26 protein-coding genes are annotated in these 24,079 nt (G+C 67.9%); 13 read left to right on the plus strand and 13 right to left on the minus strand.

Features of this window, described 5'->3' with window-relative positions; genetic code table 11:
• The first annotated feature begins 7 nt into the window (after window positions 1–7).
• Complete coding sequence (locus tag JK358_RS37725) at window positions 8–2,686, plus strand: bifunctional acetate--CoA ligase family protein/GNAT family N-acetyltransferase (protein ID WP_372440809.1); 2,679 nt, start codon at window positions 8–10, stop codon at window positions 2,684–2,686.
• A gap of 4 nt (window positions 2,687–2,690) precedes the next feature.
• On the opposite strand, the gene JK358_RS37730 is transcribed toward JK358_RS37725, so the two are convergent.
• The gene (locus tag JK358_RS37730; RefSeq protein WP_201958392.1) at window positions 2,691–3,041 is read right to left on the minus strand and encodes a hypothetical protein; all 351 of its coding nucleotides are present in this window, start codon (window positions 3,039–3,041) and stop codon (window positions 2,691–2,693) included.
• 119 nt (window positions 3,042–3,160) lie between these two features.
• Between JK358_RS37730 and JK358_RS37735 the strand changes: the two genes are divergently transcribed.
• Both JK358_RS37735 and ppc read left to right on the plus strand, forming a co-directional pair.
• The gene (locus tag JK358_RS37735; RefSeq protein ID WP_201958394.1) at window positions 3,161–4,315 is read left to right on the plus strand and encodes a hypothetical protein; all 1,155 of its coding nucleotides are present in this window, start codon (window positions 3,161–3,163) and stop codon (window positions 4,313–4,315) included.
• Between the two features lie 99 nt (window positions 4,316–4,414).
• Entirely contained in the window at window positions 4,415–7,177 is a 2,763-nt protein-coding gene (gene ppc, locus JK358_RS37740; protein ID WP_201958396.1) for a phosphoenolpyruvate carboxylase, read from the plus strand.
• 53 nt (window positions 7,178–7,230) lie between these two features.
• On the opposite strand, the gene JK358_RS37745 is transcribed toward ppc, so the two are convergent.
• The 4 genes from JK358_RS37745 to JK358_RS37760 form a co-directional block, all read right to left on the minus strand.
• Window positions 7,231–7,674, minus strand: coding sequence for an SRPBCC family protein (locus tag JK358_RS37745; protein WP_201958398.1), 444 nt, complete (start codon window positions 7,672–7,674; stop codon window positions 7,231–7,233).
• 26 nt (window positions 7,675–7,700) lie between these two features.
• Window positions 7,701–8,060, minus strand: coding sequence for an ArsR/SmtB family transcription factor (locus JK358_RS37750; protein WP_201958400.1), 360 nt, complete (start codon window positions 8,058–8,060; stop codon window positions 7,701–7,703).
• The gene (locus JK358_RS37755) at window positions 8,057–8,518 is read right to left on the minus strand and encodes an SRPBCC domain-containing protein (RefSeq protein ID WP_201958407.1); all 462 of its coding nucleotides are present in this window, start codon (window positions 8,516–8,518) and stop codon (window positions 8,057–8,059) included. The genes JK358_RS37750 and JK358_RS37755 overlap by 4 nt, the downstream gene beginning before the upstream one ends.
• A 168-nt stretch (window positions 8,519–8,686) precedes the next feature.
• Entirely contained in the window at window positions 8,687–9,190 is a 504-nt protein-coding gene (locus tag JK358_RS37760; RefSeq protein WP_201958416.1) for an NAD(P)H-binding protein, read from the minus strand.
• 86 nt (window positions 9,191–9,276) lie between these two features.
• Here JK358_RS37760 and JK358_RS40560 point away from each other — a divergent pair, with 86 nt between their 5' ends.
• Window positions 9,277–10,266 carry a helix-turn-helix domain-containing protein gene (locus tag JK358_RS40560; protein ID WP_201958418.1) on the plus strand — a complete coding sequence of 330 codons (990 nt, stop codon included), beginning with the start codon at window positions 9,277–9,279 and terminating at the stop codon, window positions 10,264–10,266.
• On the opposite strand, the gene JK358_RS40565 is transcribed toward JK358_RS40560, so the two are convergent.
• Window positions 10,250–11,092: an AraC family transcriptional regulator gene (locus tag JK358_RS40565; protein ID WP_307817922.1), complete on the minus strand. Its 843-nt coding sequence runs from the start codon at window positions 11,090–11,092 to the stop codon at window positions 10,250–10,252. The two genes, JK358_RS40560 and JK358_RS40565, sit on opposite strands and share 17 nt — an antisense overlap.
• Window positions 11,093–11,196: 104 nt before the next feature.
• Between JK358_RS40565 and JK358_RS37775 the strand changes: the two genes are divergently transcribed.
• A complete protein-coding gene (locus tag JK358_RS37775) occupies window positions 11,197–12,174 on the plus strand; it encodes an alpha/beta fold hydrolase (RefSeq protein WP_201958422.1) in 978 nt (325 codons plus the stop codon).
• On the opposite strand, the gene JK358_RS37780 is transcribed toward JK358_RS37775, so the two are convergent.
• Window positions 12,171–12,581 (minus strand): hypothetical protein, encoded by a 411-nt coding sequence (locus JK358_RS37780; RefSeq protein ID WP_201958424.1) that lies wholly within the window; start codon window positions 12,579–12,581, stop codon window positions 12,171–12,173. The genes JK358_RS37775 and JK358_RS37780 overlap by 4 nt on opposite strands.
• A 135-nt stretch (window positions 12,582–12,716) precedes the next feature.
• Here JK358_RS37780 and JK358_RS37785 point away from each other — a divergent pair, with 135 nt between their 5' ends.
• Entirely contained in the window at window positions 12,717–13,289 is a 573-nt protein-coding gene (locus JK358_RS37785) for a mycothiol transferase (RefSeq protein ID WP_201958426.1), read from the plus strand.
• Between the two features lie 165 nt (window positions 13,290–13,454).
• On the opposite strand, the gene JK358_RS37790 is transcribed toward JK358_RS37785, so the two are convergent.
• Together JK358_RS37790 and JK358_RS37795 are read right to left on the minus strand one after the other, a co-directional pair.
• Entirely contained in the window at window positions 13,455–14,423 is a 969-nt protein-coding gene (locus JK358_RS37790; protein WP_201958428.1) for a sigma-70 family RNA polymerase sigma factor, read from the minus strand.
• A 449-nt stretch (window positions 14,424–14,872) separates the two neighbouring features.
• Window positions 14,873–16,390 (minus strand): DUF7782 domain-containing protein, encoded by a 1,518-nt coding sequence (locus JK358_RS37795; protein WP_201958430.1) that lies wholly within the window; start codon window positions 16,388–16,390, stop codon window positions 14,873–14,875.
• A gap of 396 nt (window positions 16,391–16,786) precedes the next feature.
• Here JK358_RS37795 and JK358_RS37800 point away from each other — a divergent pair, with 396 nt between their 5' ends.
• From JK358_RS37800 to JK358_RS37820, 5 genes are all read left to right on the plus strand, one after another.
• Window positions 16,787–17,167 carry an ATP synthase subunit I gene (locus JK358_RS37800; RefSeq protein WP_307817923.1) on the plus strand — a complete coding sequence of 127 codons (381 nt, stop codon included), beginning with the start codon at window positions 16,787–16,789 and terminating at the stop codon, window positions 17,165–17,167.
• Window positions 17,168–17,253: 86 nt separating this feature from the next.
• A complete protein-coding gene (gene atpB, locus JK358_RS37805) occupies window positions 17,254–17,949 on the plus strand; it encodes a F0F1 ATP synthase subunit A (RefSeq protein ID WP_372440810.1) in 696 nt (231 codons plus the stop codon).
• Window positions 17,950–17,995: 46 nt separating this feature from the next.
• Complete coding sequence (locus JK358_RS37810) at window positions 17,996–18,244, plus strand: F0F1 ATP synthase subunit C (RefSeq protein ID WP_181580628.1); 249 nt, start codon at window positions 17,996–17,998, stop codon at window positions 18,242–18,244.
• A gap of 5 nt (window positions 18,245–18,249) precedes the next feature.
• On the plus strand, window positions 18,250–18,756 hold the full coding sequence (locus JK358_RS37815) for a F0F1 ATP synthase subunit B (RefSeq protein ID WP_201958434.1): 507 nt from the start codon (window positions 18,250–18,252) through the stop codon (window positions 18,754–18,756).
• Window positions 18,753–19,331 carry a F0F1 ATP synthase subunit B family protein gene (locus JK358_RS37820; RefSeq protein WP_201958437.1) on the plus strand — a complete coding sequence of 193 codons (579 nt, stop codon included), beginning with the start codon at window positions 18,753–18,755 and terminating at the stop codon, window positions 19,329–19,331. The genes JK358_RS37815 and JK358_RS37820 overlap by 4 nt, the downstream gene beginning before the upstream one ends.
• 7 nt (window positions 19,332–19,338) lie before the next feature.
• Here the strand turns inward: JK358_RS37820 and JK358_RS37825 are convergent, their stop codons facing one another.
• Complete coding sequence (locus tag JK358_RS37825; protein WP_201958439.1) at window positions 19,339–20,073, minus strand: VOC family protein; 735 nt, start codon at window positions 20,071–20,073, stop codon at window positions 19,339–19,341.
• Window positions 20,074–20,107: 34 nt separating this feature from the next.
• The gene (locus JK358_RS37830) at window positions 20,108–21,073 is read right to left on the minus strand and encodes a GlxA family transcriptional regulator (protein ID WP_201958441.1); all 966 of its coding nucleotides are present in this window, start codon (window positions 21,071–21,073) and stop codon (window positions 20,108–20,110) included.
• A gap of 237 nt (window positions 21,074–21,310) precedes the next feature.
• On the opposite strand from JK358_RS37830, the gene JK358_RS37835 reads away from it, so the two are divergent.
• Window positions 21,311–22,618: an MFS transporter gene (locus JK358_RS37835; RefSeq protein WP_201958464.1), complete on the plus strand. Its 1,308-nt coding sequence runs from the start codon at window positions 21,311–21,313 to the stop codon at window positions 22,616–22,618.
• Here the strand turns inward: JK358_RS37835 and JK358_RS37840 are convergent.
• A complete protein-coding gene (locus tag JK358_RS37840; protein WP_201958443.1) occupies window positions 22,589–23,026 on the minus strand; it encodes a DUF3099 domain-containing protein in 438 nt (145 codons plus the stop codon). The genes JK358_RS37835 and JK358_RS37840 overlap by 30 nt on opposite strands.
• Before the next feature lie 61 nt (window positions 23,027–23,087).
• Here JK358_RS37840 and JK358_RS37845 point away from each other — a divergent pair, with 61 nt between their 5' ends.
• Window positions 23,088–23,321, plus strand: coding sequence for a DUF3039 domain-containing protein (locus tag JK358_RS37845; RefSeq protein ID WP_201958445.1), 234 nt, complete (start codon window positions 23,088–23,090; stop codon window positions 23,319–23,321).
• A gap of 36 nt (window positions 23,322–23,357) precedes the next feature.
• On the opposite strand, the gene JK358_RS37850 is transcribed toward JK358_RS37845, so the two are convergent.
• A partial coding sequence (locus JK358_RS37850) for a site-specific integrase (RefSeq protein WP_232852574.1) occupies window positions 23,358–24,079 on the minus strand: 722 nt, incomplete at its 5' end.

A 24,079-nucleotide genomic window follows, 5' to 3' on the forward strand; every position in this document is an offset into this window, starting at 1 on the left:
ACCGCTGTTGCCGCCCGACACACCCGGAACGCCCGCGGTGCCGCCGCCTCCGCCGGAGCACTGGTTCGCCGATGTGCTGGCCTCCGACGGCGGTGTGGTGCGGCTGCGGCCCATCACGCCCGAGGACGCGGCGGGTATGGAGCGTTTCCACGCGGCACTGTCGGACCGCACCCGATACCTGCGTTACTTCGGGCCGTATCCGCGCATGACGCCCAAAGACCTGTACCGCACAACCCATGTCGACTATCACGACCGGGTCGGTCTGGTCATCGAGCTCAGCGACGACATCATCGGGGTCGGCCGGTACGAGTTCCTGTCCGATCGGCAGGGGCCGCGTGCCGCCGAGGTGGCGTTCGTGGTCGCCGACGGGCATCAGGGCCGAGGGCTGGGTTCGATTCTGCTGGAACATCTCGCGGGTGCGGCGGCCGAGAACGGTATCGAAACCTTCGTCGCCGAGGTGCTGGCCGAGAACAACGCCATGGTGCAGGTGTTCCGCGACGCCGGATACCAGGTGCAGCGCAGTCGCGACGGGTCGGTGCTGCACCTCGAGTTCGCGATCGACCCGACCGAAGCCCTACTATCCGTGCGGGATTCGCGCGAGCGCGCGTCCGAGGCCCGCAGCGTGGGAAATCTGCTGACGCCGAAATCCGTGGCCGTCATCGGCGCGACGCCCTCGACCTCCCGGGTGGGCGGCGCGGTGCTGGCCAACCTGCTGTCGAGCGGATTCCAGGGGCCGGTGTTCCCGGTCAACCGCAATCGCAGCGCGGTGCGCGGGGTGCGCGCCTACGCGACCGTGCGCGATATCCCCGACGAGGTCGATCTGGCCGTCGTCGCCGTGCCCGCCACCGAGATCGGCTCCGTGCTCGACGACTGTATGGCCAAGGGCGTCAAGGGTTTGGTGGTGCTCACGGCCGGGTTCTCCGAAACCGGGCCGCGCGGCCACGCCGCCGAACGGGAACTGGTCGACGCCGCCCGCGCCCACGGTATGCGGGTGGTGGGCCCGAGCGCGCTCGGTATCGCCAACACCGATCCGGCCGTCGCCCTCAACGCCACCCTCGCGCCGGTACTGCCCGGCCGCGGGCGCATCGGATTCTTCTGCCAATCCGGACCTCTGGGCGCGGCCATCCTCGGCGAGGCGGCGGCCAGGCAGCTCGGCCTGTCCACCTTCGTCTCGGCCGGTAACCGCGCCGACGTCTCCGGCAACGACCTGCTGCAGTACTGGGACGGCGACGCCGACACCGACGTGGTGCTGCTCTACCTGGAGACCTTCGGCAATCCGCGCAAGTTCTCCCGAATCGCCCGCCGGGTGGCGCGCACGAAACCCATTGTGGCCGTGAACAGTGGCCGCAATGCCATGCGCATGGAGGGCGAGGCCGACCTGGATCGCTCACTGGTGCGCAATCTGTTCGCGCAGGCCGGCATCATCCAGGTCGACTCCATCACCGAGCTGTTCGACTGCGCCATGCTGCTGGCCTATCAGCCGCTGCCGTCCGGGCGCAGGCTGGCGGTCATCGGCAACAGTGCGGCGCTGAGCTGGCTGGCCGTGGACGCGGCGCGCGGCGAGGGGCTCGAGGTCACCGAACCCATCGACCTCGGTCCGCAGGCGGGTCCGGCCGACTACCTGACGGCGGTGGCCGCGGCGGTCACCGACCCCGAGGTGGACGCCGTCATCGTCATCTACTCGCCGCCGGTGTCGATCGCGGTGGCCTCCTTCGCCGAGGCCATTCGCGCCGGCGCCCAATCCGACCCGGACACACCGGTTCTCACCACGTTCGTCGCCGACCAAGGCATGCCCAACCTGCTGGCCACGCGTGGTCCGGGCGGCATTCTGGAACGCGGCTCCATCCCCGCCTTCGGTGATCCGGAACGTGCCGCCCGCGCCCTGGCACGAGTGCGCCGCTACGCCGACTGGCGCACCCGCCCCATCTCCCCGGTCGCCCGCCCCGACGGCGTCGACACCGCCCGCGCCCGGGAACTGGTCGCCGAGTGGATGACCGACGACCCCGCCCACTGGCTCACCGACCTCCAGGCCGCGGAACTACTGGGCTGCTACGGAATTCGCGTGGTGGAATTCCGCGAGGTCCACGACGCCGACGCCGCTGTCGACGCCGCGGAGCACCTCGGCTACCCGGTCGCGGCCAAGGCCACCGGCGAAATCTGGCGCAACCGCCCCGACCTCACCGGGGTCCGCCTGGACCTGTGGCGTCCCGACGCCGTCCGCCGAGCCTTCACCGACCTGTCGGAAATCTCCGGCAATCCGGTCCACATCCAGCGCATGGCCACCAAGGGCGTCGGCTGCATGTTCCGTGTCCAAGACGACCCCTCGTTCGGCTCGGTCATCAGCTTCGGTCTCTCCGGCACCATCATCGACCTCCTCGGCGACCGCGTCTACCGCGCCCTGCCCCTGACCGAGGACGAATCCGCCGAACTCATCGACGCCCCCCGAGCCGCCCCCCTCCTCTCGGGCACCGTCCGTGGCCGAGACATCGGCAAACCCGTCGACCGCACCGCCCTGGCCGAAGTAGCCCAGCGCATCTCGGCCCTCTGCGACGACCTCCCCGAAGTCCGCGAACTGCTCTGCGAACCGGTCCTGGCCTCCCCGGACGGCGCCGCCGTCCTCTACGGCCGCGTCCGAATCGGCCCCGAACCCAGCCGCTTCGACATCGGCCCCCGCCGCATGGCCTGAACCATCAGCCGAAACACCGTGCCTCCCAGGAGATTCGCAGGCCGACGACCGGCGTCGGGAGATCGCCGGTCCTGCCGGGCTCGACGCAGCCGACGGTGCCATTGGTGTCCAGCAGATAGACGACGTCATCGTGGCGGCTGTTGTAGACCGACCCGGTCCGCGCGCTCATCCACTGCCAGCCGCTCGTAACGTCCTGCCACGCCCCCGTTTTCACGCCGCCGCCGTTGTAGGTGCACACATACGGCCATGGGCAGTCGCCCCGTGCGGCCTGTGCGGGGGCGGCGAGCGGTGTCAGCGCGCCGGCCACTGCCAGCGCGGCGGTGGCGATGCCCAGTCGTGTGCGGATCGTGCTCATGCTCGTACTCCGTTCTCTCGCAAGTAATGCCGATCAAGAGTCACGCGGCCCGCGCTGGTAACCGGATATTCTGGACAACTTTGGACGGAATTCGTCACAATGCGACCAGGGAGGATCCCATGGCCGATCCACTGGACGAATTGCGCGTTCTCAAAACGCAACTGCGCGAACTTCGCTGGACCACACAGGTCGATTCGCTCGAGGTGATCGCGCGGGAATCCGCCAAGGGGCCCGGCGCGCGGGGCGGCGTCAGCAAGGCCACCATCGGCAATATCACCAACCCCGACAACTCGACCATGCCCCGGTGGGAGACATTCGAGATCTTCATCGACACCTGCCTGCGACTCATCGAACGCGCCGGCGCCGAGCCGCCCTCCGACGGTGGGGACCGCCGCGTCTGGCGGCAGCGTTACCTCCAGATCCGAGATGCGCTGGGCGACAGCGGCGACAACGACGAATCGGCCACACCCGTTGCCACCGAGCCGAATCCGGCCGCCGAAGGCGGCGACCCCGCACAGCGACCGGGTCGGCCCACGCATCGGCGAGTATGGCTCACTGCGGCCGCTGCGCTGGTAATCGTGGTTGCTGTCGTCCTGTGGCAGGTGACCAGAGACGAGTCCGGATCCGGTGCTCCCCAGCCGGAGTCCGGATCCTCGTTCTGCTCGAATCGCGGTGGCCGGGTGGTCTTCGAAGACACCTTCACAGATGTGAGCTCGGGCTGGCCGCACCGAAGCGGCCAAGCCGAGTACGCGTCCGGCGCATACCGTTTGACCGCGGTGTCCGGCACCCACGTCTACGGGGCTCGGGCGCCCGTCCCGGCATTGCCGAGCTCCTGTGTGGAAGCGCTGGTCCGGATGGAATCAGGGCTCGGGGGCATCGGGCTGTGGTGCAGGGGCGAATCTGCGGATACGGATCCTCGCTACAGCTTGGGCGTGGACAGTTCGGGGCTGTGGGGAATCTCGATCGAGCAGCCGGTTGATCCGAGGCTGGTCGTGCTGGCCGCACAGGACGAACTGCCCGGCCGGAACATCGAGGACAAGAAGCTGCTGGATGAGCGGATCTGGATCGGCGGTTCATGCCGTGACCAGCCCGAAGGCGTCGAATTGATCGTGAGCGTCGACGGCCATCACCTGCGGTATTTCGATATGGTCCCGAGGCTGCCCGTCGGGAACGTGGGTGTGCTGGCGTGGTCGTGGCTGGTGGACCCCGGCGCCAGTTCCACGTTCCTGATCGAGGAAATCCGAGTCTGGGAGCTGCCGACCACCCCGTTCTGAGGGGAACGCGGCGCGGGCCGGGGGCGATATCGGCGTGCGCGTACGGGTGGAGGAAGGGTAGGTGAGCGCGTTGTGCCGGGTGGGGGCAGAATTGCTTCCATGCGGGAAGATCAGATCGGAGCTGCTACCGCGCCGTTGCGCGACGATATCCGGTTTCTGGGCGGCATCCTCGGGGACACCATTCGCGATCATGAAGGGGCCGATGTCTTCGACCTCATCGAGCGGGTGCGAATCGAGGCGTTCAAGGTGCGGCGGTCGGAGGTGGATCGCAGTGCCGTGGCCGACATGCTGCGTGAGGTGGACATTCGGACCGCGATTCCGGTGATCCGGGCGTTCAGTCACTTCCTGCTGCTGGCCAATCTGGCGGAGGATCTGCAGCGCGATCGGCGTCGGGCCGTGCACGTGGCGGCGGGGGAGGCGCCGCAGGATTCCAGTCTGGCGGCCACCTACCGGAAGCTGGACGCGGTGGGACCGGATGGGGATGTGGTGGCGACGCTGCTGGGCGATGCGCTGGTGTCGCCGGTCATCACCGCCCATCCGACCGAGACGCGGCGGCGCACGATTTTCGACGTGCAGGCGCGCATCACCGAACTGATGCGGCGGCGACAGCGCTACGACGAGACCGAACCCGAATTCGCGCAGATCGAGACCGATATCCGGCGGCAGGTGCTGGCGCTGTGGCGGGCCGCGCTGATTCGCTTGGCGCGCTTGCGCATTCAGGACGAGATCGAAGTGGGGCTGCGGTATTACGATCTGACGCTCTTCGATGTGATCCCGCGCATCAACGATCAGGTGCGGGCGGCGCTGCGGGCGCGCTGGCCCGGACACGAACTGCTGGCGCGGCCGATCCTGCGGCCCGGCTCCTGGATCGGCGGCGACCGGGACGGGAATCCGTTCGTCACCGCCGAGGTGGTGCACCGGGCCACCCATCGCGCCGGGTCGCTCGCCTTCGAACGGTATTCGAAAACGCTTGTGGAGCTGGAGAAATCGCTGGCCCAGTCGGCGCGGCTGGTGCCGGTGACGCCAGAACTGGCGGCCCTGGCCGACGCCGGATTCGACGATTCACCGCAGCGCGCGGATGAGCCGTACCGGCGGGCCATTCGCGGCATCCGTGCCCGGCTGACCGCCTCGGCGCGCCGGTCGCTGGGCGAAATCCCGTCCGACGGAATCGATGTCGGCGCGCAACCCTATGCGGGGCCGGACGAATTGCTGGCGGATCTGAAGGTGGTCGATGCCTCCATGCGCGCCTCCGGCGACGGTCTGCTCGCCGACGATCAGCTCGCCGCCCTGCGCGGCGCGGTGGAGACCTTCGGATTCCATCTCCAGGGCCTGGACATGCGCCAGAACTCGGAGATGCACGAGCAGGTGGTAGCTGAGCTGTTCGCCTGGGCCGGAGTGCATTCCGATTACGCGTCGCTCGACGAAGACCAGCGGGTGGAACTGCTGGCGGCCGAATTGACCACCCGCCGTCCGCTCGTCGGGCCGAATGCGAAGCTCAGTGAGCTTGCCACCAAAGAGCTCGGCGTGGTGCGCTCGGCCAAGGCCGCACTCGATGATCTGGGGCCCGACACCGTGCCCAACTACATCATCAGCATGTGTACCTCGGTCAGCGATATGCTCGAAGCCGCACTGCTGGTGAAGGAGGCGGGCATTCTCGACCCGGGCGACGCCGACACGGCTCCGTCCAGCCCGGTCGGCGTGGTGCCGCTCTTCGAAACCATCGAGGACCTCCGTCACGGAGCCGAAATCCTGTCCGCCGCACTGGAAGTCCCCGCCTACCACCGGCTGGTGGCGGCGCGCGGCATGCAGCAGGAGGTCATGCTCGGCTACTCCGACTCCAACAAGGACGGCGGGTATCTGGCCGCCAACTGGGCGCTCTACCGCGCCGAACTGGACCTCGTGGAGGTGGCCGACAAGACCGGAATCCGGTTGCGGCTCTTCCACGGTCGCGGCGGGACCGTCGGTCGCGGCGGCGGCCGCAGCTACGACGCCATCCTGGCCCAGCCCGCCGGAGCGGTGCACGGCTCGCTGCGGCTGACCGAGCAGGGTGAGGTGATCTCCACCAAGTACGCCGACCCGGGCACCGCCTACCGCAATCTGGAAGCGCTCGTCGCGGGCACCCTGGAATCCACGCTGCTGGACGTGGAGGGCCTCGGCGAGGACGCCGAACCCGCCTACGAGGTGCTCGACGAACTGGCCGAGCTCGCGCGGCAGGCGTATTCGCGACTGGTCCACGAAACCCCGGGATTCGTGGACTATTTCCGTGCCTCCACACCCATCGCCGAGGTCGCCGACCTCAATCTGGGCAGCCGCCCGGCCTCGCGCAAGCCCACCAACTCCGTCTCGGATCTGCGGGCCATCCCGTGGGTGATGGCCTGGAGCCAGTCCCGGGTCATGCTGCCCGGCTGGTACGGCACCGGCACCGCCTTCGAACAGTGGATCGGCGACGACCCGCAGCGCCTGGCCACGCTCTCGGATCTGTATCGGCGCTGGCCGTTCTTCCAGACGGTCATGTCCAATCTGGCGCAGGTGATGGCCAAGGCGGATATGGATATCGCCGCCGCCTACGCGGGCCTGGTCGAGGACGAGACCTTGCGGGCCACCGTATTCGGCATGATCTGCGACGAGTTCTCCCGGACCACGCGCATGTACGCGGCCATCACCGGCACCGAGGAACTGCTCGCCGACAACAAGGCGCTCGCGGAGTCCATTCACAACCGGTTCCCGTACCTGGAACCCATCAACCAGCTCCAGGTGGAGCTGCTGCGCCGCCGCCGGGCCGGGGACGACTCCGAATTGGTGGAGCGCGGCATCCTGCTCACCATGAACGGTCTGGCCACGGCCCTGCGGAACTCGGGCTAGCCCGGAACGCGCGGCACGCCCCCGCCAGATGCCGGGGGCGTGCGGGCCGGTGGTCAGTCCCAGTCGTCGATTCGGACGTCGTTCGGGTGTGCGGCGCCCTTCCCTGTTTCCACCAGCGCTTTCATACTCATCAGGTAGCTGCCCCACTTGGTGCTGCAGTGGTGCATGAACTCGACCGGCTCGCGCCAGCCCTCGTGCCGGAACAGCACGATGGTGTAGTCGTCCTTCTGGGTGAGCCGGAAGTCGACATAGGTGCCGATCCACTCCTCGGGGCCGTCGACGACCTGCCAGCGCACTCCCTTCTCCGGCTCCAGTTCCCTGACCTTCATATCGAATCCACCTGCGGCGAAGCGGAATTGGAGTATCCCGTCGATCTCGTCGCCGGTGCCGGTGGAGTCGGCGGTCCACCATCCGGTCAGTCCGTCGAGGGTGGTGAGGGCCGAATAGACCTTTCCCGGATCGGATTCGATGCCGACGCGATGCAGTATGTCCACCATGGTCTTGCCTTTCTTCTTGTGCCCGATCACTTTTCGGGCCGGGGTGTCTGCTGGGTGCGGCTGCGCTGAATGGACTCCGCCAGCCGTTTGATGCGCTGGAGCCGGGCGTCCCAGGCCGAGCCCACCGCGGCGAGCTGGGCGACGGCGCGGGCGAGCTGGGCCTCATCCACGAGATACCTCTTCTCGCGTCCGGCCGGGGTGGCGTGCACCAGTCCGACGCGGTCCAGCACGCCGAGATGTTTCGCGATGGCCTGCCTGGTCACGGGCAGGTGCGTGCTGAGGCTGGTGGCGGTGCCGCCGCCCTCGGCCAGCAGCAGGTCGAGCATGCGACGCCGGGTCGGGTCGCCCACTGCCGACCAGAGATCGTCGTCGACAGCGGTGTTCATCGCGTGGCGACCAGCCGTGCGACATAGTCGCCGAGGCGCGGGATGAAGGTGTCCCAGCCGGAGACGTGATCGTTGTAGACCTCCTCCAGTTTCGCGGCCTCCCAGCCCATTTCGCGAAACCCGGTCTCCACGAGCCGGATGGTGGTGCCCTCGCCCGCTGGAACGAGATCGATGGTGACGAGCATCGAGGCGTCGTCGTCGGATACCGCCCCGCCGGCGTAGCACCAGCGGAAGGAGAAGCGGCGCGGCGGATCCACCTCCACCACCGACATGGCGACGACGTCGACCCGGTCGCCCCAGACGAATTCGCCTGTCGCGCCGGGCCTTACGGTGAACGAGGCGTCGTCGGTCCACCACTCGGAGATGTGCTCGGGCTTGCTCACCACTTCGAAGACCACCTCGGGTGCGGCGTCGACGTAGATCTCCCGCTCGATGCTGCCGAATTCGGTACCGGTCATGATGTCCTCCATGTGCAACGTTTGGTTGCACTTCACGCTAGCCCACCTCCGCGTGATGCGCAACCGATGGTTGCATGTAGCCCTGATGGCCCGTTGGCGGTCCCGGGCCATCCTGGGCGGCGGCCAAGCGGCAATGCTCGACCGCCCGGTCGCCGCGTGCGGCGCCGACTAAGACTGTTGGGCGAACAGCGCGAGGTGATCGCGCACCCAGTCGGCGTAGGTGCGGGCCGGGCGGCCGAGCACCTGCCGTACATCCCCGGTGACCACGGCATTGCGGCCCGCCCGCACATACGCCTGCCCGGCGAGCGAGCCGTCGGCGAACTCCGCTGACATTCCGGCGGCGAGCATGTGCTCGCGCGCGAGATCCTCCGGGACGTCGAAGACCTCCAGGGGGCGGCCCAGCGCGGCGGCGAGCGCGGCGGCCACCAGCGCCTGATCCAGCTCGATGAACTCCGGCCCGAGCAGCCCGACCAGGAACGCCGCCTCCGCACCCGCGAAAGCCGCCGCCATGGACGCGGTATCCGTGTAGTCGCCCCGCACCACCTCGACCCCCGCGGGCATTCGAGCCCGTTCCGGATCCCGCGTCACCGCCCGCACGGGCACCCCGCGCGCCGCCAACAGCCGAACCACTTCACTCCCGATGGTGCCCGTGGCACCCGTGATCACGATCATGCTCATCACGATGTCGCGGCGAACCCTGTCCGCTATAGGAAAAACCGGCACAGTCCGCCGACACCGCAACACCTAGAGTCGATCATGTGACCGCCACGCCGATCTCAATGCGCCACGCCGTAGCAGACCCGGAACGGCCAGGCATCGGCTCACGCGGCCCGGCCGCCGCGCGGGGCGCAGGGCGTCCGGGCCGTCGGCCGCGCGTGGTCGCCGCCGAGGGGGTGTCACCGGATCGCTCGGATACCGAGGCGCGCGGCCCGGGGCTGCAGCACGGTCGCCTGCCCGCCCTGCTCGTGGAGCGCCTCGAACAGGCGGTGACGCCCTCGGCGGCTTTGCGGCCGTGGTTCACCGAGATCGGTTACATTCCCACTGCTTCCGCACTTGCCGCACCCGTCGCGCATGTGCCCGAGGCGGTGACCACACTGGTGCTGCGCACCGAGCAGTCCGGCCGGCGTGACGCGCTGGTCCTGGGGCCTCGGACACGGGCGGCGTACGCGCGCACCGAGGCTCCGGCAGGCTGTGTGCGGCTGCGATTGGCCCCCGGAGCCGCGCTACCGCTACTCGGAGTCACAGCCGGTGCGCTCACCGATCGGATACTGCGCCTGTCCGACATGCCCGGTGTGGCAGGCGGATTCGCGGACCGGTTGGCCGAACTCGATCCCGCCGAGCTGGTGTCGTTCCTGGAATCGCGGCTGCCGCGGCGGATCGGCGACGACGGTATGCGGGACGACCATCAGCGGCTCCTGACCGCCGCGACGGCCGCGATGGCGAAAGGCACTGCCTCCGTGGGTGATCTGGCCACCGAACTGGCCGTCAGCGAACGTCAGCTGCGCAACCTGTTCACCGCGGGCATCGGCGTCTCACCCAAGCACTATGCCCGCATCGCCCGGGTCCGCCAGGTCCTCGCCGCCGCAGGCAATACTCCCTGGTCCGATATCGCCACCACCACAGGCTATTTCGATCAATCCCACATGACCGCCGACTTCCGATCGCTCATGGGCGTCACACCGCAGCGCTTCTCCAGGGGTGAACTGCCCGCGCCCGCGGAGTGTCAGGCGGTCACCGCACTCCGGTGACCATTCGGGTCGGCCAGGCCGTGTCATCGGCCGCCAGCCAGGGTTCCGCGGCCGCGGCGGCGGGAGTCGCGCCGGTGAAAGCGCGGATATCGCGATGCAGATGCGCCTGGTCGGCGTAGCCGGTGACGGCCGCAACCCGCGCGGGCGGGTGGCCGTCGGCGAGCCGATGGATGGCGTGATCGAAACGCACCAGCATCGCGGCGCGTTTCGGCGACAGGCCGATCTGCCGTCCGAAGCGTGACCACAGCTGCTGGCGGCTGCGCCCGGTGCGCTCGGCGAGGTCCGTGATCCGAGCCAGGCCGTGGCTGGCCATGATCTGCTGCCAGACCCACGCCACCTCCGGTTCGATCGAGCGCCGCGCCCGGAGTCGCTGGGACAGCGCGGAATCGATCAGGTCGAAGCGGTCCTGCCAGGTGTGCGCGTCGTGCAGCCGCTCACGGAGCCGACCGGCGTCGCGAGCCCACAGATCTTCCAGCGCAATGACATTCCCGCCCAGCTCGGCCAGCGGGACGCCGAGCACCTCGCGCGCGGCGAGCGGGGACAACCGGACCTGCACCGCCTCGAGGAGGTCGGCGCGTACCCGTAACTCTCGAAAGCCCAGCCCCACAACGAGACTGCCCGACCGGCTGCCGCCGCCCGCCTCGGAGACGGTCAGCGGCCGCTCCCCGAAGTCGACCACGATCGTCACGGCCGGATGCGGGATGGCGCGCAATTCCGACAGGCCGTCGCCGCGAATCCGGAACCCGGCCATGGCGATCGCGCCCGGCGCACTCGGCCGCGCGGGCCGCGCGATCTCCCACCCGGCGGTGGGGTTCGGTGTTCGCACCCTTCGATTATGCGCACCCGGCGGTGGCACGGACATTTATTCAAGACCGCCCATGCCGCTGCAAGAGAGGGTGGGGGCCAGGTCGATCGGCTGAAGGAGAAGCCATGAGCGAGAAGACCATTCCCTCGAACCCCGACACCGGACCGAGGCCCCGCCGTCCCGCACGCGGGAAGCACCGGCTCCGGCGGATCGCGCTGGCAGTCGTGACCCTGCTGCTCGTCCTCGCGGCCGGCAATGCCGTGCTGGTCTCGCGGGAGACAGTCGGGGCGACAGGGGCGCGGATCGTACGCCTCGCCGGCGGCGACATCCATCTCGAAAGCAGCGGTGTACCAGGCGAATCCGCGGTCGTCCTGCTCCACGGCCTGGCCGGCTCGACGGACTGGTGGGATCCGGTCCTGCCCGCACTGCGGGACTTCTACGTGATACGGGTGGACCTGCTCGGGCACGGCGGATCAGCCAAACCCGCCACCGGATACGGCACGGCCGAGCAGGCTCGCCGGGTCGGCGCGGTGCTCGATCACCTCGGCATCCGGCGAGCGACGGTGATCGGGCATTCCACCGGCGGCCTGATCGCCACGTCGCTGGCCGAGCAGCGCCGGGACCTGGTCACGGCGATCACGCTGATCGACACCGGACCGCGAGCGGACGCCTTCGCGGGCGACAGCGCGGTCGCGCGCCTGCTGACGACACCCGTTGCCGGGCAACTGCTCTGGCGGTTGCGCACCGACAGCACGCTGCGCCGCGGGCTGAGCACCGCCTTCGCCCGCGACATACCGATACCCGATCCGATACTGGCCGATATCCGGGGCATGACCTATCGCAGCCTGACCGCGACCTCCGACGCCTCCACGGCGTTCCTGCGCGAACGCCCCGCCCCGGACCGCCTCGCCGAACTCGGCCTGCCCACCCTGGTGATCTTCGGCGCCGACGACGAACGCTGGCCGGTGTCCTCGGCCGAGGATTACCGGCGGATCCCGGGGGTACGCATCGAAATCCTCGCCACCGGCCATACGCCCATGCTCGAGGACCCCGACAGCACCGGAAAGCTGTTGCGGGCGTTCGTCACCGCACCGGGCCGCTAGCCCAGCGAGACCACCTTGTTCTGGCCGGAGACGACATTGTCGGCACCGTCCACCAGCGCCACCCGCACCTGCACCGTCTGACCGGCCGACAGCGGCGAACTCGCGCCGCCCGCGCCCTCGAGCATGATGACGGCGGTGCGGTTGGTGCCGTCGCAGACGATGGCGTGCTGTGCGCCGGTGGCCGACGGGCTCTCGGCGTCGGGAGCGCCCACCATCACCTTGATGGCGGTCGCGCCGGCCGAGGCGTCACAGCTGTAGTCGACTCCGACATTGGTCGGGCCGATACCGGTGACGTCGATGGCGTTCGCGGCGAACGCGGGGGCGGCGGCCACGACCAGGGCCGAACCCACCGCCGCGACGGCGGCCGCGGTGAGCGTAAGACGTTGGTACTGCCGGATTGTCACCACGGATCTTCGTCCTCCTGGGTAGTGGATGCAGATCTCGGAACACAATCGGAACGGCGCGGCACAGGGCACCGCACATCCATACTGTCCTATCGCCGTCGACCGGCCGTCGGCGGGCCGGGCTCGTACGCTGTCCACATGGCCGACGACGACTGCCCGTGGGAACCACCGCTCGCCGGAACCGAGACTGAACACCTGGTCGGCGCACTCGAGCGGCTGCGCACCACCTTCCGCTGGAAGGCCGACGACCTGGACGCCACCGGGTTGCGAGCGCGCGTCGGGGCCTCCGCGCTGACCCTCGGCGGCCTGCTCAAACATCTGGCCCGTGTCGAGGACGAATGCTTCGGCCCCAAATTCAGCGGCAGCCCGCTCGGCCCGCCCTGGAATACCGCGGACTGGGACGCCGACCCCGACTGGGATTTCAGCTCGGCGGCCGCGGACACACCCGCCCAGCTCTACGGGCTCTGGGATACGACGATCGAACGATCCAGGGCCACACTGGATTCGGCTCTGGCCGACGGCGGCCTGGATCAGCTCGTCCACCTCGCCTGGCCCGACGGCAGCCGGGTCAGCCTGCGCCGCCTGGTCTGCGATCTCATCGAGGAGTACGGCCGCCACACCGGCCACGCCGATCTGCTGCGCGAGGCGGTGGACGGCCGGGTCGGTGAAGACCCGCCACCGGGCTGGAGCCCGCGCTCGCCCTCCGCCTGATCCGAGTGGGGGAGAACAGCGGAACGCCGGTCGGCTCACACTTCCCGGAGGGGGACGTACGGAAAGTGGAACCAACCGGCGTGCATCAGGCCGGCGCCTCGAAGACGGCCCGACGAGGGTGACCGGCCGACCCGGGATGAGGGACCGGGCGGCCGGACGTGTGAATCAGCTCGCGTAGGCGCGCAGGCGGTCGGCGCGCTCGCCCTTGCGGAGCTTGGACATGACCTCGCGCTCGATCTGGCGGACGCGCTCGCGGGAGAGACCGAAGAGCTTGCCGATCTGGTCGAGGGTGCGCGGCTGGCCGTCGTCGAGGCCGTAGCGCAGGCGGATGACCTGCTGTTCGCGCTCGTCGAGGGTGGCCAGCACGACGCGGACGTCGCGGTGCAGCAGTCCGGCGATGACCGCGGACTCGGCCGAGGTGGCCTCGGAGTCCTCGATGAAATCGCCGAGCGGGGCCTCTTCGTCATTGCCGACCGGCATATCCAGCGATACCGGGTCGCGGCTGTGGTCGAGCAGATCGGCGATCTTCTCCACCGGAATGCCGGACTCGCGGGCCAGTTCCGCGTCGGTGGCCTCGCGGCCGAGCTGCTGATGCAGTTCGCGCTTGATGCGGGCCAGCTTGTTCACCTGTTCGACCAGGTGGACGGGCAGGCGGATGGTGCGGGACTGGTCGGCCATGCCGCGGGTGATGGCCTGACGGATCCACCAGGTGGCGTACGTCGAGAACTTGAAGCCCTTGGTGTAGTCGAACTTCTCCATCGCGCGGATGAGCCCGAGGTTGCCCTCCTGGATGAGATCCAGCAGCGGCATGCCGCGTCCGGTGTAGCGCTTGGCCAGCGAGACCACGAGGCGGAGATTGGCTTCCAGCAGATGCTGGCGGGCCGCCTGACCTTCGCGGACCAGGATCGCGAGATCCTTCTTCTTGGCCGCGGACAGACGTTTGCTCGTCTCCAGCAGGTGCTGCGCGTAGAGGCCCGCCTCGATGCGCTTGGCCAGCTCGACCTCGTCGGCGGCCGTGAGCAGCGCCGTCTTGCCGATCCCGTTCAGGTACACGCGTACCAGGTCGGCGGCGGGGCTCTGGGCGTCGAGGTCCTGTTCGCTGGTGCGCACGTCAGTGGTGGCGGGGCTTGTCATGACTTGCCTCCTGTCGGTGGTGTCTCGCTCCGTTCAACGGACCCGACATCAGGAAAGTTCCCCGGCATGGCCGTCATAAACCGGTTCTGAGCTGCGGTTTTTACGGTGCACGTCTGAGAAGTTCCTGAGAAGGGCGCGTTGTCGGGAACGCGTGCCGTGCGGTGGTGGTCGTCGGTTTCCGGTCGGTAGCCATCGCTGATCTCGAACTGTGGAGTGCGGCAATGAAATACATGTCAATGGGCCCTGCCCGGCCGTCGTCCTTCACGTGCCCGATGCAACGATGCGCAGGTCATCGGCATTCCCCACACGCGAGCGATGCAATCTCGTGTTGTGATACAGATCACCCGGTCGGAGCATGGAAAAGGCCGCCGGGCAGGATGCTCGGCGGCCTCTGGGAGTGGACTCGGGTTTCCGGGGCAGGGGGTTCCCCGATCCGGCGGGCGGAAACGTTATGCGGGAGTGATCAGTCCGTGCCGGACCAGCCCGGCCACGACGGTCAGGGCGGCGGCCTCGAATTCAGGGGTGGCGGCGTCACCGGTCTCACCGAAGGCGAGGAGTTCGACGAGTTCGCGCAGCGGCAGGCCGTCCGGGCGCATACCGGCGAGCAGGGCGGCGATGGAATCGTCCACCTCGTGCTGCCAGCGCGGGCCGTCACCGCGGTGCAGCCGGGCCACGCGCTGCTCCCAGCCGTCCGGGCCCGGCAGGTAGACGCGTTCGAGTGCGGTGGCCGGGTGCACGGTGTAGCGGGCCGACAGGGCGATGTCGTTGTCCGCGGCCACGGCGCGCAGCCAGGCCGAACGCTCGAAGTAGCGGGTGGCCTCGTCGCCCAGCGGATCGTCGAAACCGTGGGTGAGGTCCTCGGCGAGCAGTTCGGTGGGACCGTCGATATCGCGGAGATAGACGAATCCGAACCCGATGCCCTCGACCTCGGCGGCGTCGAAGGCGTCCAGCCAGCGTTCGGCCCGCGCCTGCGCCTCGGGCTCGCGCGGATCCAATCCGGCGTCGCGCAGCCAGGTTCCGACATAGAGGGCGGGATCGGCGATATCGCGCTGCACGATCCAGGCGTCCACGCCGTGGTCGGGCAGCCAGCTCGCGACGCGGGTGCGCCAGTCCTGTCCTTCTATATGCACCCAGGAGGCGAGCATGGCGGCGGTGCCGCCCGGATTCAAAAGACCGGGCGCGCGCGAGATCACGAGTTCACTCGCGCCGTCCAGGGCCAGGCCGGAGTCGCGGTAGGTGTGCTCGACGCGGGCCGGGCCCACCACGAACGGGGGATTGGCGACGATCCGATCGAAACGGCGACCCGCCACCGGCTCGAACCAGGAGCCTTGCAGCAGTTCGATATCCAGCCCGTTGAGCGCGGCCGTGGCCTCGGCCAGCCAGAGTGCGCGGGCGTTGAGATCGGTGCCGGTGATCGTGCTGCCGTAGGAGGCGGCGTGCACCGCCTGGACGCCGCAGCCGGTGCCGAGATCCAGGACGGTGCCGGTCTTTTCGGTCGGGGTGGCGCGCAGCAGGGACAGGGAGGCCTGGCCGACGCCGAGCACGTGGTCGGTGTCGAGGGCGCGGCGTCGCATGGAGTCGTCGAGATCGGAGAGCACCCAGCGGGTGCCGTGGCCGAGATCGAGCGGCCGCAGGTCGAGGGCGGCGCGGACCTCGTCGCCGTCGCGCTCGAGCAGGCCGGCCGCGACCGCGCGGTCCAGGTCCAGCGGGGCCAGGGCCGCGGCCACCTCGCGGGCGGGCATCGGATCGCCGAGAAGTAGCAGGCGGATCAGGGTGCCGAGGTCACCGGCGTCGCGGGCGGCGCGGCGCACCGGTACCGGTTCGGAGCGGCCGAGGGCGGCGTGGGCCTCGTCGCCCAGGGCGTCGAGCAGGGTGTCGGCGTCGTATCCGACACGGGTGAGCGCCGCCCGTAGGTCGGGGGCGAGGTCGGCGAGCAGGGACGAGGCGGTCGTCTGGTTCGTCGGCATGACAGAGAACTCTGCCACCGCAACCTCACCGCATCCCGACGCGGCCCCCCGGTTGGCCGGGGGGAGCCGGGCGTGGCCGCCGGGGGACCGGCGACCAATTAGCAAAGAACCGACCATTTCGTATATGTGGAGACATATATTTCGCATGCCTGGAATCGGCGACGATTCTCGATAGTACCTGTAAGTAAGTGCAACGACTTGGTAAGGTGAAGGTAAATAGTTGTGCGGCAGTGACATCCGGAGAATGTCGCTGAAACATCGCCGAATCTGTTTCCCTCCCTTTCAAGATCAAAAATTCGAAGATCAGAATTGTTGCCCCACAAGAAGGTTGGTCTGTGTATGCTCCGATCAACTAAGGCCCACTACGAGGTGGACGACGGCAAGGCGGTGTCGTAGGTGGACGTCAACAAGCGGTTGATGCGTCGCACGGGCGCAATTGCGGCCGTGCTCGGTGCATTGGCTTTGATGGCTACGGGTTCGCTGGATCGGTTGTTGCTGGGTGTTTTCATGTGCGCCGGACTGGGATTGGGCTGGTTGAACGCGCAAGTCACCTGGCTGTCCATTGTTCGAATAACCGATGCGGAAACTCCGAGTAAGCAGAAGCTCGCCATGTCCGCGGCGGCGCGACTGGTCCTCATCACCGCGCTCGCCATCCTCGTCGCCATCTTCACCCGGCCCAACGGGATCGGAATCTTCTTCGGGCTGGCCGTCTTCCAGATCGTGCTGGTACTCCACACCGTTGTGCCCGAGCTGAAAGGGCTTCGACAGCAATCATGAGCTATTCCGTGGTACCGATCGCCCACGCGGGCGATCCCGTCGGCCTGCTCGCCGCCGAAGAGTCCAAAATCCATGTCGGCGAATACATGCAGGCCCACCTGTGGGGCATGACCTTCAATGTCGACACCATCGTCTCCACGGCGGTGGCGGCGATCATCGTGCTCGCGCTGGCCTTCTACCTGCGCGTGAAGATCACCTCCGGCGTGCCCAACGGCGTGCAGTTGTTCTTCGAGGCCGTCACGGTACAGATGCGCAATCAGGTCGAGAGCGCCATCGGCATGAAGGTCGCGCCCTTCGCCCTGCCGCTCGCGGTGACACTGTTCGTCTATATCCTGCTGTCCAATTGGCTGTCGGTACTGCCGGTGCAGTACGGTGCCGGTGAATTGGTGAAACCGCCCGCGTCGGATGTCAACTTCGTCTTCGCGCTGGCACTGTTCGTCTTCGTCTTCTACCAACTCGCCGGTGTGTGGCGACGCGGCGCGGGCGGCCACGCCAAGCAATTGCTCAAAGGCCATACCGGCTGGGGCCCGATGATCTTCATCAATGTCATCGAGGAAGTAGCCAAACCGATTTCACTGTCGTTGCGATTGTTCGGCAACATGTTCGCCGGCACGGTGATGATCTCGGTGATCACCCTGTTCCCCTTCTGGATCAGCTGGGGGCCGAATGCGGTGTGGAAGCTGTTCGACATGTTCGTCGGGCTCATCCAGGCCTTCATCTTCTCCCTGCTGACCATTCTGTACTTCAGCCAGTCGATGTCGGTGGAACACGAAAAGCACTGACGGCAGGCTCGATCCGTTTCGAATCGTCTCGATAAGGAAGTGAACAATGGAAACTGCGACCATCGTCCAAGGCGCGCTGATCGGTGGCGGCCTGATCATGGCGGGTGGCGCCATCGGCGCCGGCATCGGTGACGGTCTCGCCGGTGCGGCCCTGATCAACGGCGTGGCCCGCCAGCCCGAGGCCGAAGGCAAGCTGCGCGTCAACTTCTTCCTGACCGTCGGTCTGGTCGAGGCGGCCTACTTCATCAACCTGGCGTTCATGGCTCTGTTCGTCTTCGCCACCCCCGGTAAGTAATCGATATGCCGCCCGGAACAGATGTGGTCGCGCAGGAGAATTTCCTCATTCCCAATGCGACCTTCTTCGTCGAGTTGGCGATCTTCATGATCGTGCTCGGAGTCATCTGGTTCTTCGTCGTTCCTCCGATCCGAAAGGTATTGGAGGAACGCGAGAAGCGGGTCAACGAGACCACGGCGACCGCCAAGGAGGCCGCGGAGATCTTCGCCGAGGCCGAGGCCCGCTACAACACCGCGCTGGAGCAAGCCCGCACGGAAGCGGCCGAGATCCGCAACCAGGCACGCGCCGAGGGCCGCGCGATTCTCGACGAACTGCGCGGCGAAGCCCAGCAGGAAGCCGATCAGATCGTCGCCGAGACGACAGCGCACCTGCGCGCCGACGCCGACCAGGTCGCCGCCGAACTACGTGAATCCGTCGAACCGCTCGCTCACGATCTCGCCGGACGCATGCTCGGCAAGAACGGCCGTACCCGGACAAGCGCCGGCCATCAGAGAGGACAGGGCTCGTCGTGATTCGTACCAACGGCCTGCTCGCCGCCGAGGGCATCTACAACATCACCTGGGACTGGCCCATCTTCTTCAGCCAGCTCTTCGGTTTCGGTGTCATCGTGTGGTTCTTCTGGAAGTACATTCTCCCCCCGGTGAAGAAGGCCATGACCAAGGCACAGGGCACCGTCCAGAAGCAGCTGGAGGACAACGAACGAGCCGCCGACCGGCTCTTCGCCGCCAAGCAGAAGTACGACGACTCCGTCAAGGAGGCGCAGGCCGAACTGGAGCGGATGCGCGAGGAGGCCCGCGCCGACGCCGAGCACATCATCGAGCAGATGCGCCTCGCCGCGGCCGAAGAGGTGGAGCGGGTGCGCAAGGCGGGACGCGCACAGATCATGCAGTTCCGCCGGCAGCTCATCGCCGACCTGGAAGCCGATCTGTCGGCCGCCATGCTGGCCCTCGCCGAGGAGAAGATGCGCGAACAGGCCAGCTCCCCGCAGGCGCGGTCGGAGAGCATCGAGAAGTTCCTCGACGATCTCGAGGCGCTGGCCAACTCCACGACGGCCGCGCGGCCGGAGCCGCGGACCGGTTGGAACTGAACAGAATTCAGGCCGGAACCCGGCCGGTCAGGCAGTACGGCTGACCGGCCGGGTCCGTCATGACGATCCAGTTGCGCTCCCGTTCGATGAGATGCGCGCCCAGCTTCTCGTGCCAGGTGGCGGTGGCCTCCCTGTCGGTGCAGGCCACGTCGATATGCGCCGACGTCGGCCGGTTCTCGCCGAGTCGCTGCAGCAGCAGTCGCAGCGGAAGCGCCGGACTCGCTGTCAACCGGGAGAATTCCGGCAGGCTGCCCGGCTCCCAGTGCCATCCGGTCAGTTCGGTCCAGAAGCGGACCTCGTCGTCGTAGGCGTCATTGCCGATATCCAGGCACACCTGGTCGAGCCGGGACTGATCACCGGCGGGACCTGTTACCCGCGACGGTAATTGGCGATCCTCGCCGTTCCGGCCCGCGGGAGTGTGGCAGAAGATCATGCCGTGCGGGGACTTCAGCACCATATAGTCCGGATTCTCCAGCACGAGCGTCGCACCGAGTTCGACCGCCCGCTCGGTCGCGGCGGCCACATCATCGACATCCAGATCCAGATGCACGCGCGGATCACTCGCCACCGCCTGCATTTTCACGCTCGGCGCACCGGAATCCGGTAGCAGCGTGACGAATTCGGAATTCGTGCCGCGCGCGGGGGACAGGCGGGTGCCGGTGACGGTCGTCCAGAACCGCGCCGATTCGTCGAAATGCGCTGCGGGACGGTCGAGGAAGGCCCAGAGCCATCGAACTGTCATGCTGCTGCTCCCATCAGGTGCCGATCGTACGACGCTAGGCGCGCCGAAATGTCTTGCGGTAGGCCAGTGGTGACACTCCGACCTCGGAGCGCATGTGGTGCCGCAGGGATGCGGCCGTCCCCATGCCCGCCTTGCGCGCCACCTCGTCCACGCCCAGATCCGTGGCCTCCAGCAGATGACGGGCCTGGCGCACCCGCTGTTGCAATACCCAGGCGCCGGGAGCCATACCGGTTTCCGCCTTGAAGCGGCGGGTGAAGGTGCGCACGCTCATACACGCGTGTGCGGCAAGGGAATTCAGATCCAGGTCGGCATCGAGGTGATGTAGCGCCCACAGCCGGGTCGGTGCGGTGCCCTCGACGCCGGGCTCGGGCACCTGACGGTCGATGAACTGCGATTGCCCGCCCTCGCGCCACGGCGGCACCACGCAATAGCGGGCCGAACGGTTGGCGGCGGCGCTGCCGTGATCGGTGCGGATCAGATGCAGGCACAGATCGATGCCCGCCGCGAGACCCGCTGCGGTCCAGACATTCTCGTCCTGGACGAACAACAGATTCTCGTCCAACCGGACACGGGGATACAGCGAGCGGAACATATCGGCGAAGGACCAGTGCGTGGTGGCCCGGCGACCGTCCAGGATGCCCGCCGCGGCGAGGACGAACGCGCCCGTGCAGATCGACACGATGCGCGCCTGCGGACGGATGGTGCGCAGCGCCGCGGCGAGATCCGCGGGCAGCACACCCTGCGTGCGCGGGCCGGGGATCCGGGTGCCGGGCACGATCACGGTATCGGCCCGCGCGAGCAGTTCCGGCCCGTGATGCGGAATGAGCGTGAACCCCGTGGTGGCCTCGATCCCGGTGGTGCCCAGGCCACAGATGCGCACGTCGTACAGCGGTTCGCCGGCGGCGTTCGCGGCCGACCCGAGCACCATCGACGGAATCGTGAGATCGAAGCCCACCACCGGTTCGACCGCGAGCACTGCCACCAGATGCGGTGTGGTCATCCCGGATCCTCCCTGTCCCGCAACACCTGCGACGTCGACGACCGGACCATATCGGTTCCCCGCCGCCCTACCGCTACGGCCGGATGACTGTTGGCCAGATATTGACGCATTGTGGCATTCAGGCCACTCGATCGCCAGCCCCTGTTCCGCCACGCTCATGCGGTGAGCGAAGTTCGAATCGACCGCGGCGCGGAGAATCCGCCGGGCACAACGGCATCCGCGCAGGACATCGGCGCGATGATCGATCCGGCGGACGGCGTGCCCGAGGGGTCGACTCGTCTGCGGCGTGGCCCGCATCCCGCCTGGATCGTGGCGGGCGTGGGGTTCATCGCGCTGCTCGGGGCCGCCGGGTTCCGGTCGGTGCCCGGCGTGCTCATGGAGCCGTTGCACGAGGAGTTCGGGTGGTCGCACGGCACCATCGGTGCGGCGGTGTCGGTGAATGTGCTGCTGTACGGGCTGATTTCGCCGTTCGCGGCGGCGCTGATGGATCGCTTCGGGATCCGGCGGGTGGTGGCGTCGGCGCTGGTGCTGATCGCGGCGGGCAGCGGGCTCACCGTGTTCATGACGCAGGCGTGGCAGCTCATGGCGACCTGGGGACTGCTGGTCGGGGTGGGTGTCGGATCCATGTCGATGCCGTTCGTGGCGACCATTACCGGACGCTGGTTCGTCGCGCAGCGCGGCCTGGTCACCGGGGTGCTCACGGCGGCGGGGGCGACCGGGCAGTTGATCTTTCTGCCGCTCGTGGCGGGCCTCGCGCACGAGCACGGCTGGCGACTGCCCGCGTTGATCGTGGCGGGCACGGCCCTGGCCGTGGTTCCGTTGGTGCTGCTGTTCATTCGGGACTTTCCGAGCGATATCGGCGTCACGGCCTACGGCGCGGAGCCGGGCAGCGAGGCCGGTGTGCGCACGACTGTCCAGGGTGGGGCCTCGCGGGCGCTGACCGTGCTCGCCTCGGTTGCCCGCAAGCCCGTATTCTGGCTGCTCGCAGGCGGTTTCGCTATTTGTGGTGCGTCCACCAACGGACTCGTCGGCACGCATTTCGTGAGCGCCGCCCACGATCACGGCATGCCCGCCACCACCGCGGCCGGATTGCTCGCGCTGGTCGGCATTTTCGATGTGGCCGGAACCATCGCCTCGGGCTGGCTCACCGACCGCGTCGATTCGCGCTACCTGCTGATCGGCTACTACTCGCTGCGCGGGCTCTCGCTGATGATCCTGCCTACCCTGTTCGCTCCGGATGTGGAGCCGAGTATGTGGGCGTTCATCATCTTCTACGGGCTGGACTGGATCGCCACCGTGCCGCCCACCGTCGCCCTGTGCCGGGAACACTTCGGCGCGGACGGACCGGTCGCCTTCGGCTGGGTGTTCGCGTCACACCAGGTCGGCGCGGCGCTCGCGGCCTTCGGCGCGGGCCTGATTCGCGATATTCAGGGCAGCTACGCGCTGGCATTCTTCATCGCCGGTGGATTGTGCGGGATCGCCGCGGTGCTGTCGGGCAGCATCCGCCGCCGGCCCTCACCCGTCGATGGCCCGGTGCTGACCTGATTCGAGCGCGGTCTGATTCCAGCGACCGTCCCACCGGCTGGGCTCGTCCTTGCTACGCGGCGGACGGTCGTTGGCGATCAGCACCGCGATCCACGGCAGCGGCACCGAGACACCGATGATCAGCAGCGAGATCACCCAGTTGCCCCAGACGCTGTACGCGATGGCCGCCCCGACCAGGCACGGGATCCGGAACGCCATAATCATCGTGTACCGCCGCACCCGATCCCGATGCTGCTGCTCGAGCGAGGTCTGCGCCTCGGTGATCAGCGCCGGATGATCCTTCTCGCCCCGGAAGAACCCCTGTGACGGCCGCGCCGGTTTGGGAATCGACCCCGCAGGACGAAACTCGAATTCGGGGCGAACCTGGTCGCCACCGCTCTCGGCCTGGGAGTCGCCGTCACGCTGCATACTCCCGAGTCTTCCACTACACCGCGTCGGATGCACACGCCCTGGTGGCATCATGGAGGGCGTGAGCACAGACACCCTGGTACGTCCGGACACGACCACGGACGAAACGACCTCCGACGACACCCCCAAGTTCTTCCACTACGTGAAGAAGGAAAAGATCGCCGAGAGCGCCGTCATGGGCACCCACGTCGTGGCCCTGTGCGGCGAAGTCTTCCCGGTGACCCGCTCCCCGAAGCCCGGCTCCCCGGTCTGCCCGGAGTGCAAGCGCGTCTACGAGATGATGAAGAAGGATTGACCGTTTCCGCAGTTCAGCGGGTTGTGAACTGCTGAACTAGGCCCCGGTGTGCCACTTTGGTGCCATTTTGAACGGGTTCAGCAGTTCCAGGACGTCCGCGTTGTCGACCGCCACCATGCGGCGAATGCCCTGGTGAATGTAGTGACGTTGCGCCATCGACTTGTTCCCGTCCAGGTGTCCGAGTTGGGCGCTGGCCCGCTCGTCATCCCCAGTGACCGTGGCGACGTGAGTGGCCACCGTGTCGCGCAGGTCCGAAAGCCGGAACGTGGCGAACTGACTTCCCCTCCGCATCGCGTAGACGGAGATGCGAGCGTTGGACACGCTGACCCATGATCCAGTGGTACTCCGCGGGCCCTGAAGGACAGGCAGATATTCCGACGCGGGGGAGGCGTGCGCCTTCTCCTTCGCCAGTTCGTCCGTCAGCCAATCGGGAAGTATCACCCTGTATTCGTTCCCGCTCTTGCGGTGCGGGTTCCGGTACGGGCCGGTTTCGGACTTGCACCTGATCGTGGCTCCGATGTACAGCACTGACCGAGTTGTCCCGTCGAACTGCTCCTCGGCAATGTCGCACCAACGAAGCGCCAGTCCTTCGCCCGGCCGCATGCCGGTACCCAGCAACAGCAGGTAGAGCGTTCGCAGATACCAGGCCTCGCCGCGTCCATCCCTCAGCCATGTGTCGATGCGCTCCAGCACGCCTCGTTGCTCTTCGGGACTGAGCGGTCGAGGCGTCGCGTCATCCATGCTCGGTCGAGGTACAT

It is taken from the genome of Nocardia acididurans (assembly GCF_016741815.1).
GTDB classification, from domain to species: domain Bacteria; phylum Actinomycetota; class Actinomycetes; order Mycobacteriales; family Mycobacteriaceae; genus Nocardia; species Nocardia acididurans.

Bases quoted from the DNA above. Each gene is read 5' to 3' on its own strand.
- JK358_RS37775 (WP_201958422.1), top strand. From the start codon at position 11,197: ATGAGCGAGAAGACCATTCCCTCGAACCCCGACACCGGACCGAGGCCC.
- JK358_RS37815 (WP_201958434.1), top strand. From the start codon at position 18,250: ATGCCGCCCGGAACAGATGTGGTCGCGCAGGAGAATTTCCTCATTCCC.
- JK358_RS37735 (WP_201958394.1), top strand. From the start codon at position 3,161: ATGGCCGATCCACTGGACGAATTGCGCGTTCTCAAAACGCAACTGCGC.
- JK358_RS37825 (WP_201958439.1), bottom strand. From the start codon at position 20,073: ATGACAGTTCGATGGCTCTGGGCCTTCCTCGACCGTCCCGCAGCGCAT.
- JK358_RS37830 (WP_201958441.1), bottom strand. From the start codon at position 21,073: ATGACCACACCGCATCTGGTGGCAGTGCTCGCGGTCGAACCGGTGGTG.
- JK358_RS37785 (WP_201958426.1), top strand. From the start codon at position 12,717: ATGGCCGACGACGACTGCCCGTGGGAACCACCGCTCGCCGGAACCGAG.
- JK358_RS37760 (WP_201958416.1), bottom strand. From the start codon at position 9,190: ATGATCGTGATCACGGGTGCCACGGGCACCATCGGGAGTGAAGTGGTT.
- JK358_RS37795 (WP_201958430.1), bottom strand. From the start codon at position 16,390: ATGCCGACGAACCAGACGACCGCCTCGTCCCTGCTCGCCGACCTCGCC.
- JK358_RS37745 (WP_201958398.1), bottom strand. From the start codon at position 7,674: ATGGTGGACATACTGCATCGCGTCGGCATCGAATCCGATCCGGGAAAG.
- ppc (WP_201958396.1), top strand. From the start codon at position 4,415: ATGCGGGAAGATCAGATCGGAGCTGCTACCGCGCCGTTGCGCGACGAT.
- JK358_RS37790 (WP_201958428.1), bottom strand. From the start codon at position 14,423: ATGACAAGCCCCGCCACCACTGACGTGCGCACCAGCGAACAGGACCTC.
- JK358_RS37835 (WP_201958464.1), top strand. From the start codon at position 21,311: ATGATCGATCCGGCGGACGGCGTGCCCGAGGGGTCGACTCGTCTGCGG.
- JK358_RS37810 (WP_181580628.1), top strand. From the start codon at position 17,996: ATGGAAACTGCGACCATCGTCCAAGGCGCGCTGATCGGTGGCGGCCTG.
- atpB (WP_372440810.1), top strand. From the start codon at position 17,254: ATGCAGGCCCACCTGTGGGGCATGACCTTCAATGTCGACACCATCGTC.
- JK358_RS37755 (WP_201958407.1), bottom strand. From the start codon at position 8,518: ATGACCGGTACCGAATTCGGCAGCATCGAGCGGGAGATCTACGTCGAC.
- JK358_RS37730 (WP_201958392.1), bottom strand. From the start codon at position 3,041: ATGAGCACGATCCGCACACGACTGGGCATCGCCACCGCCGCGCTGGCA.
- JK358_RS37750 (WP_201958400.1), bottom strand. From the start codon at position 8,060: ATGAACACCGCTGTCGACGACGATCTCTGGTCGGCAGTGGGCGACCCG.
- JK358_RS37840 (WP_201958443.1), bottom strand. From the start codon at position 23,026: ATGCAGCGTGACGGCGACTCCCAGGCCGAGAGCGGTGGCGACCAGGTT.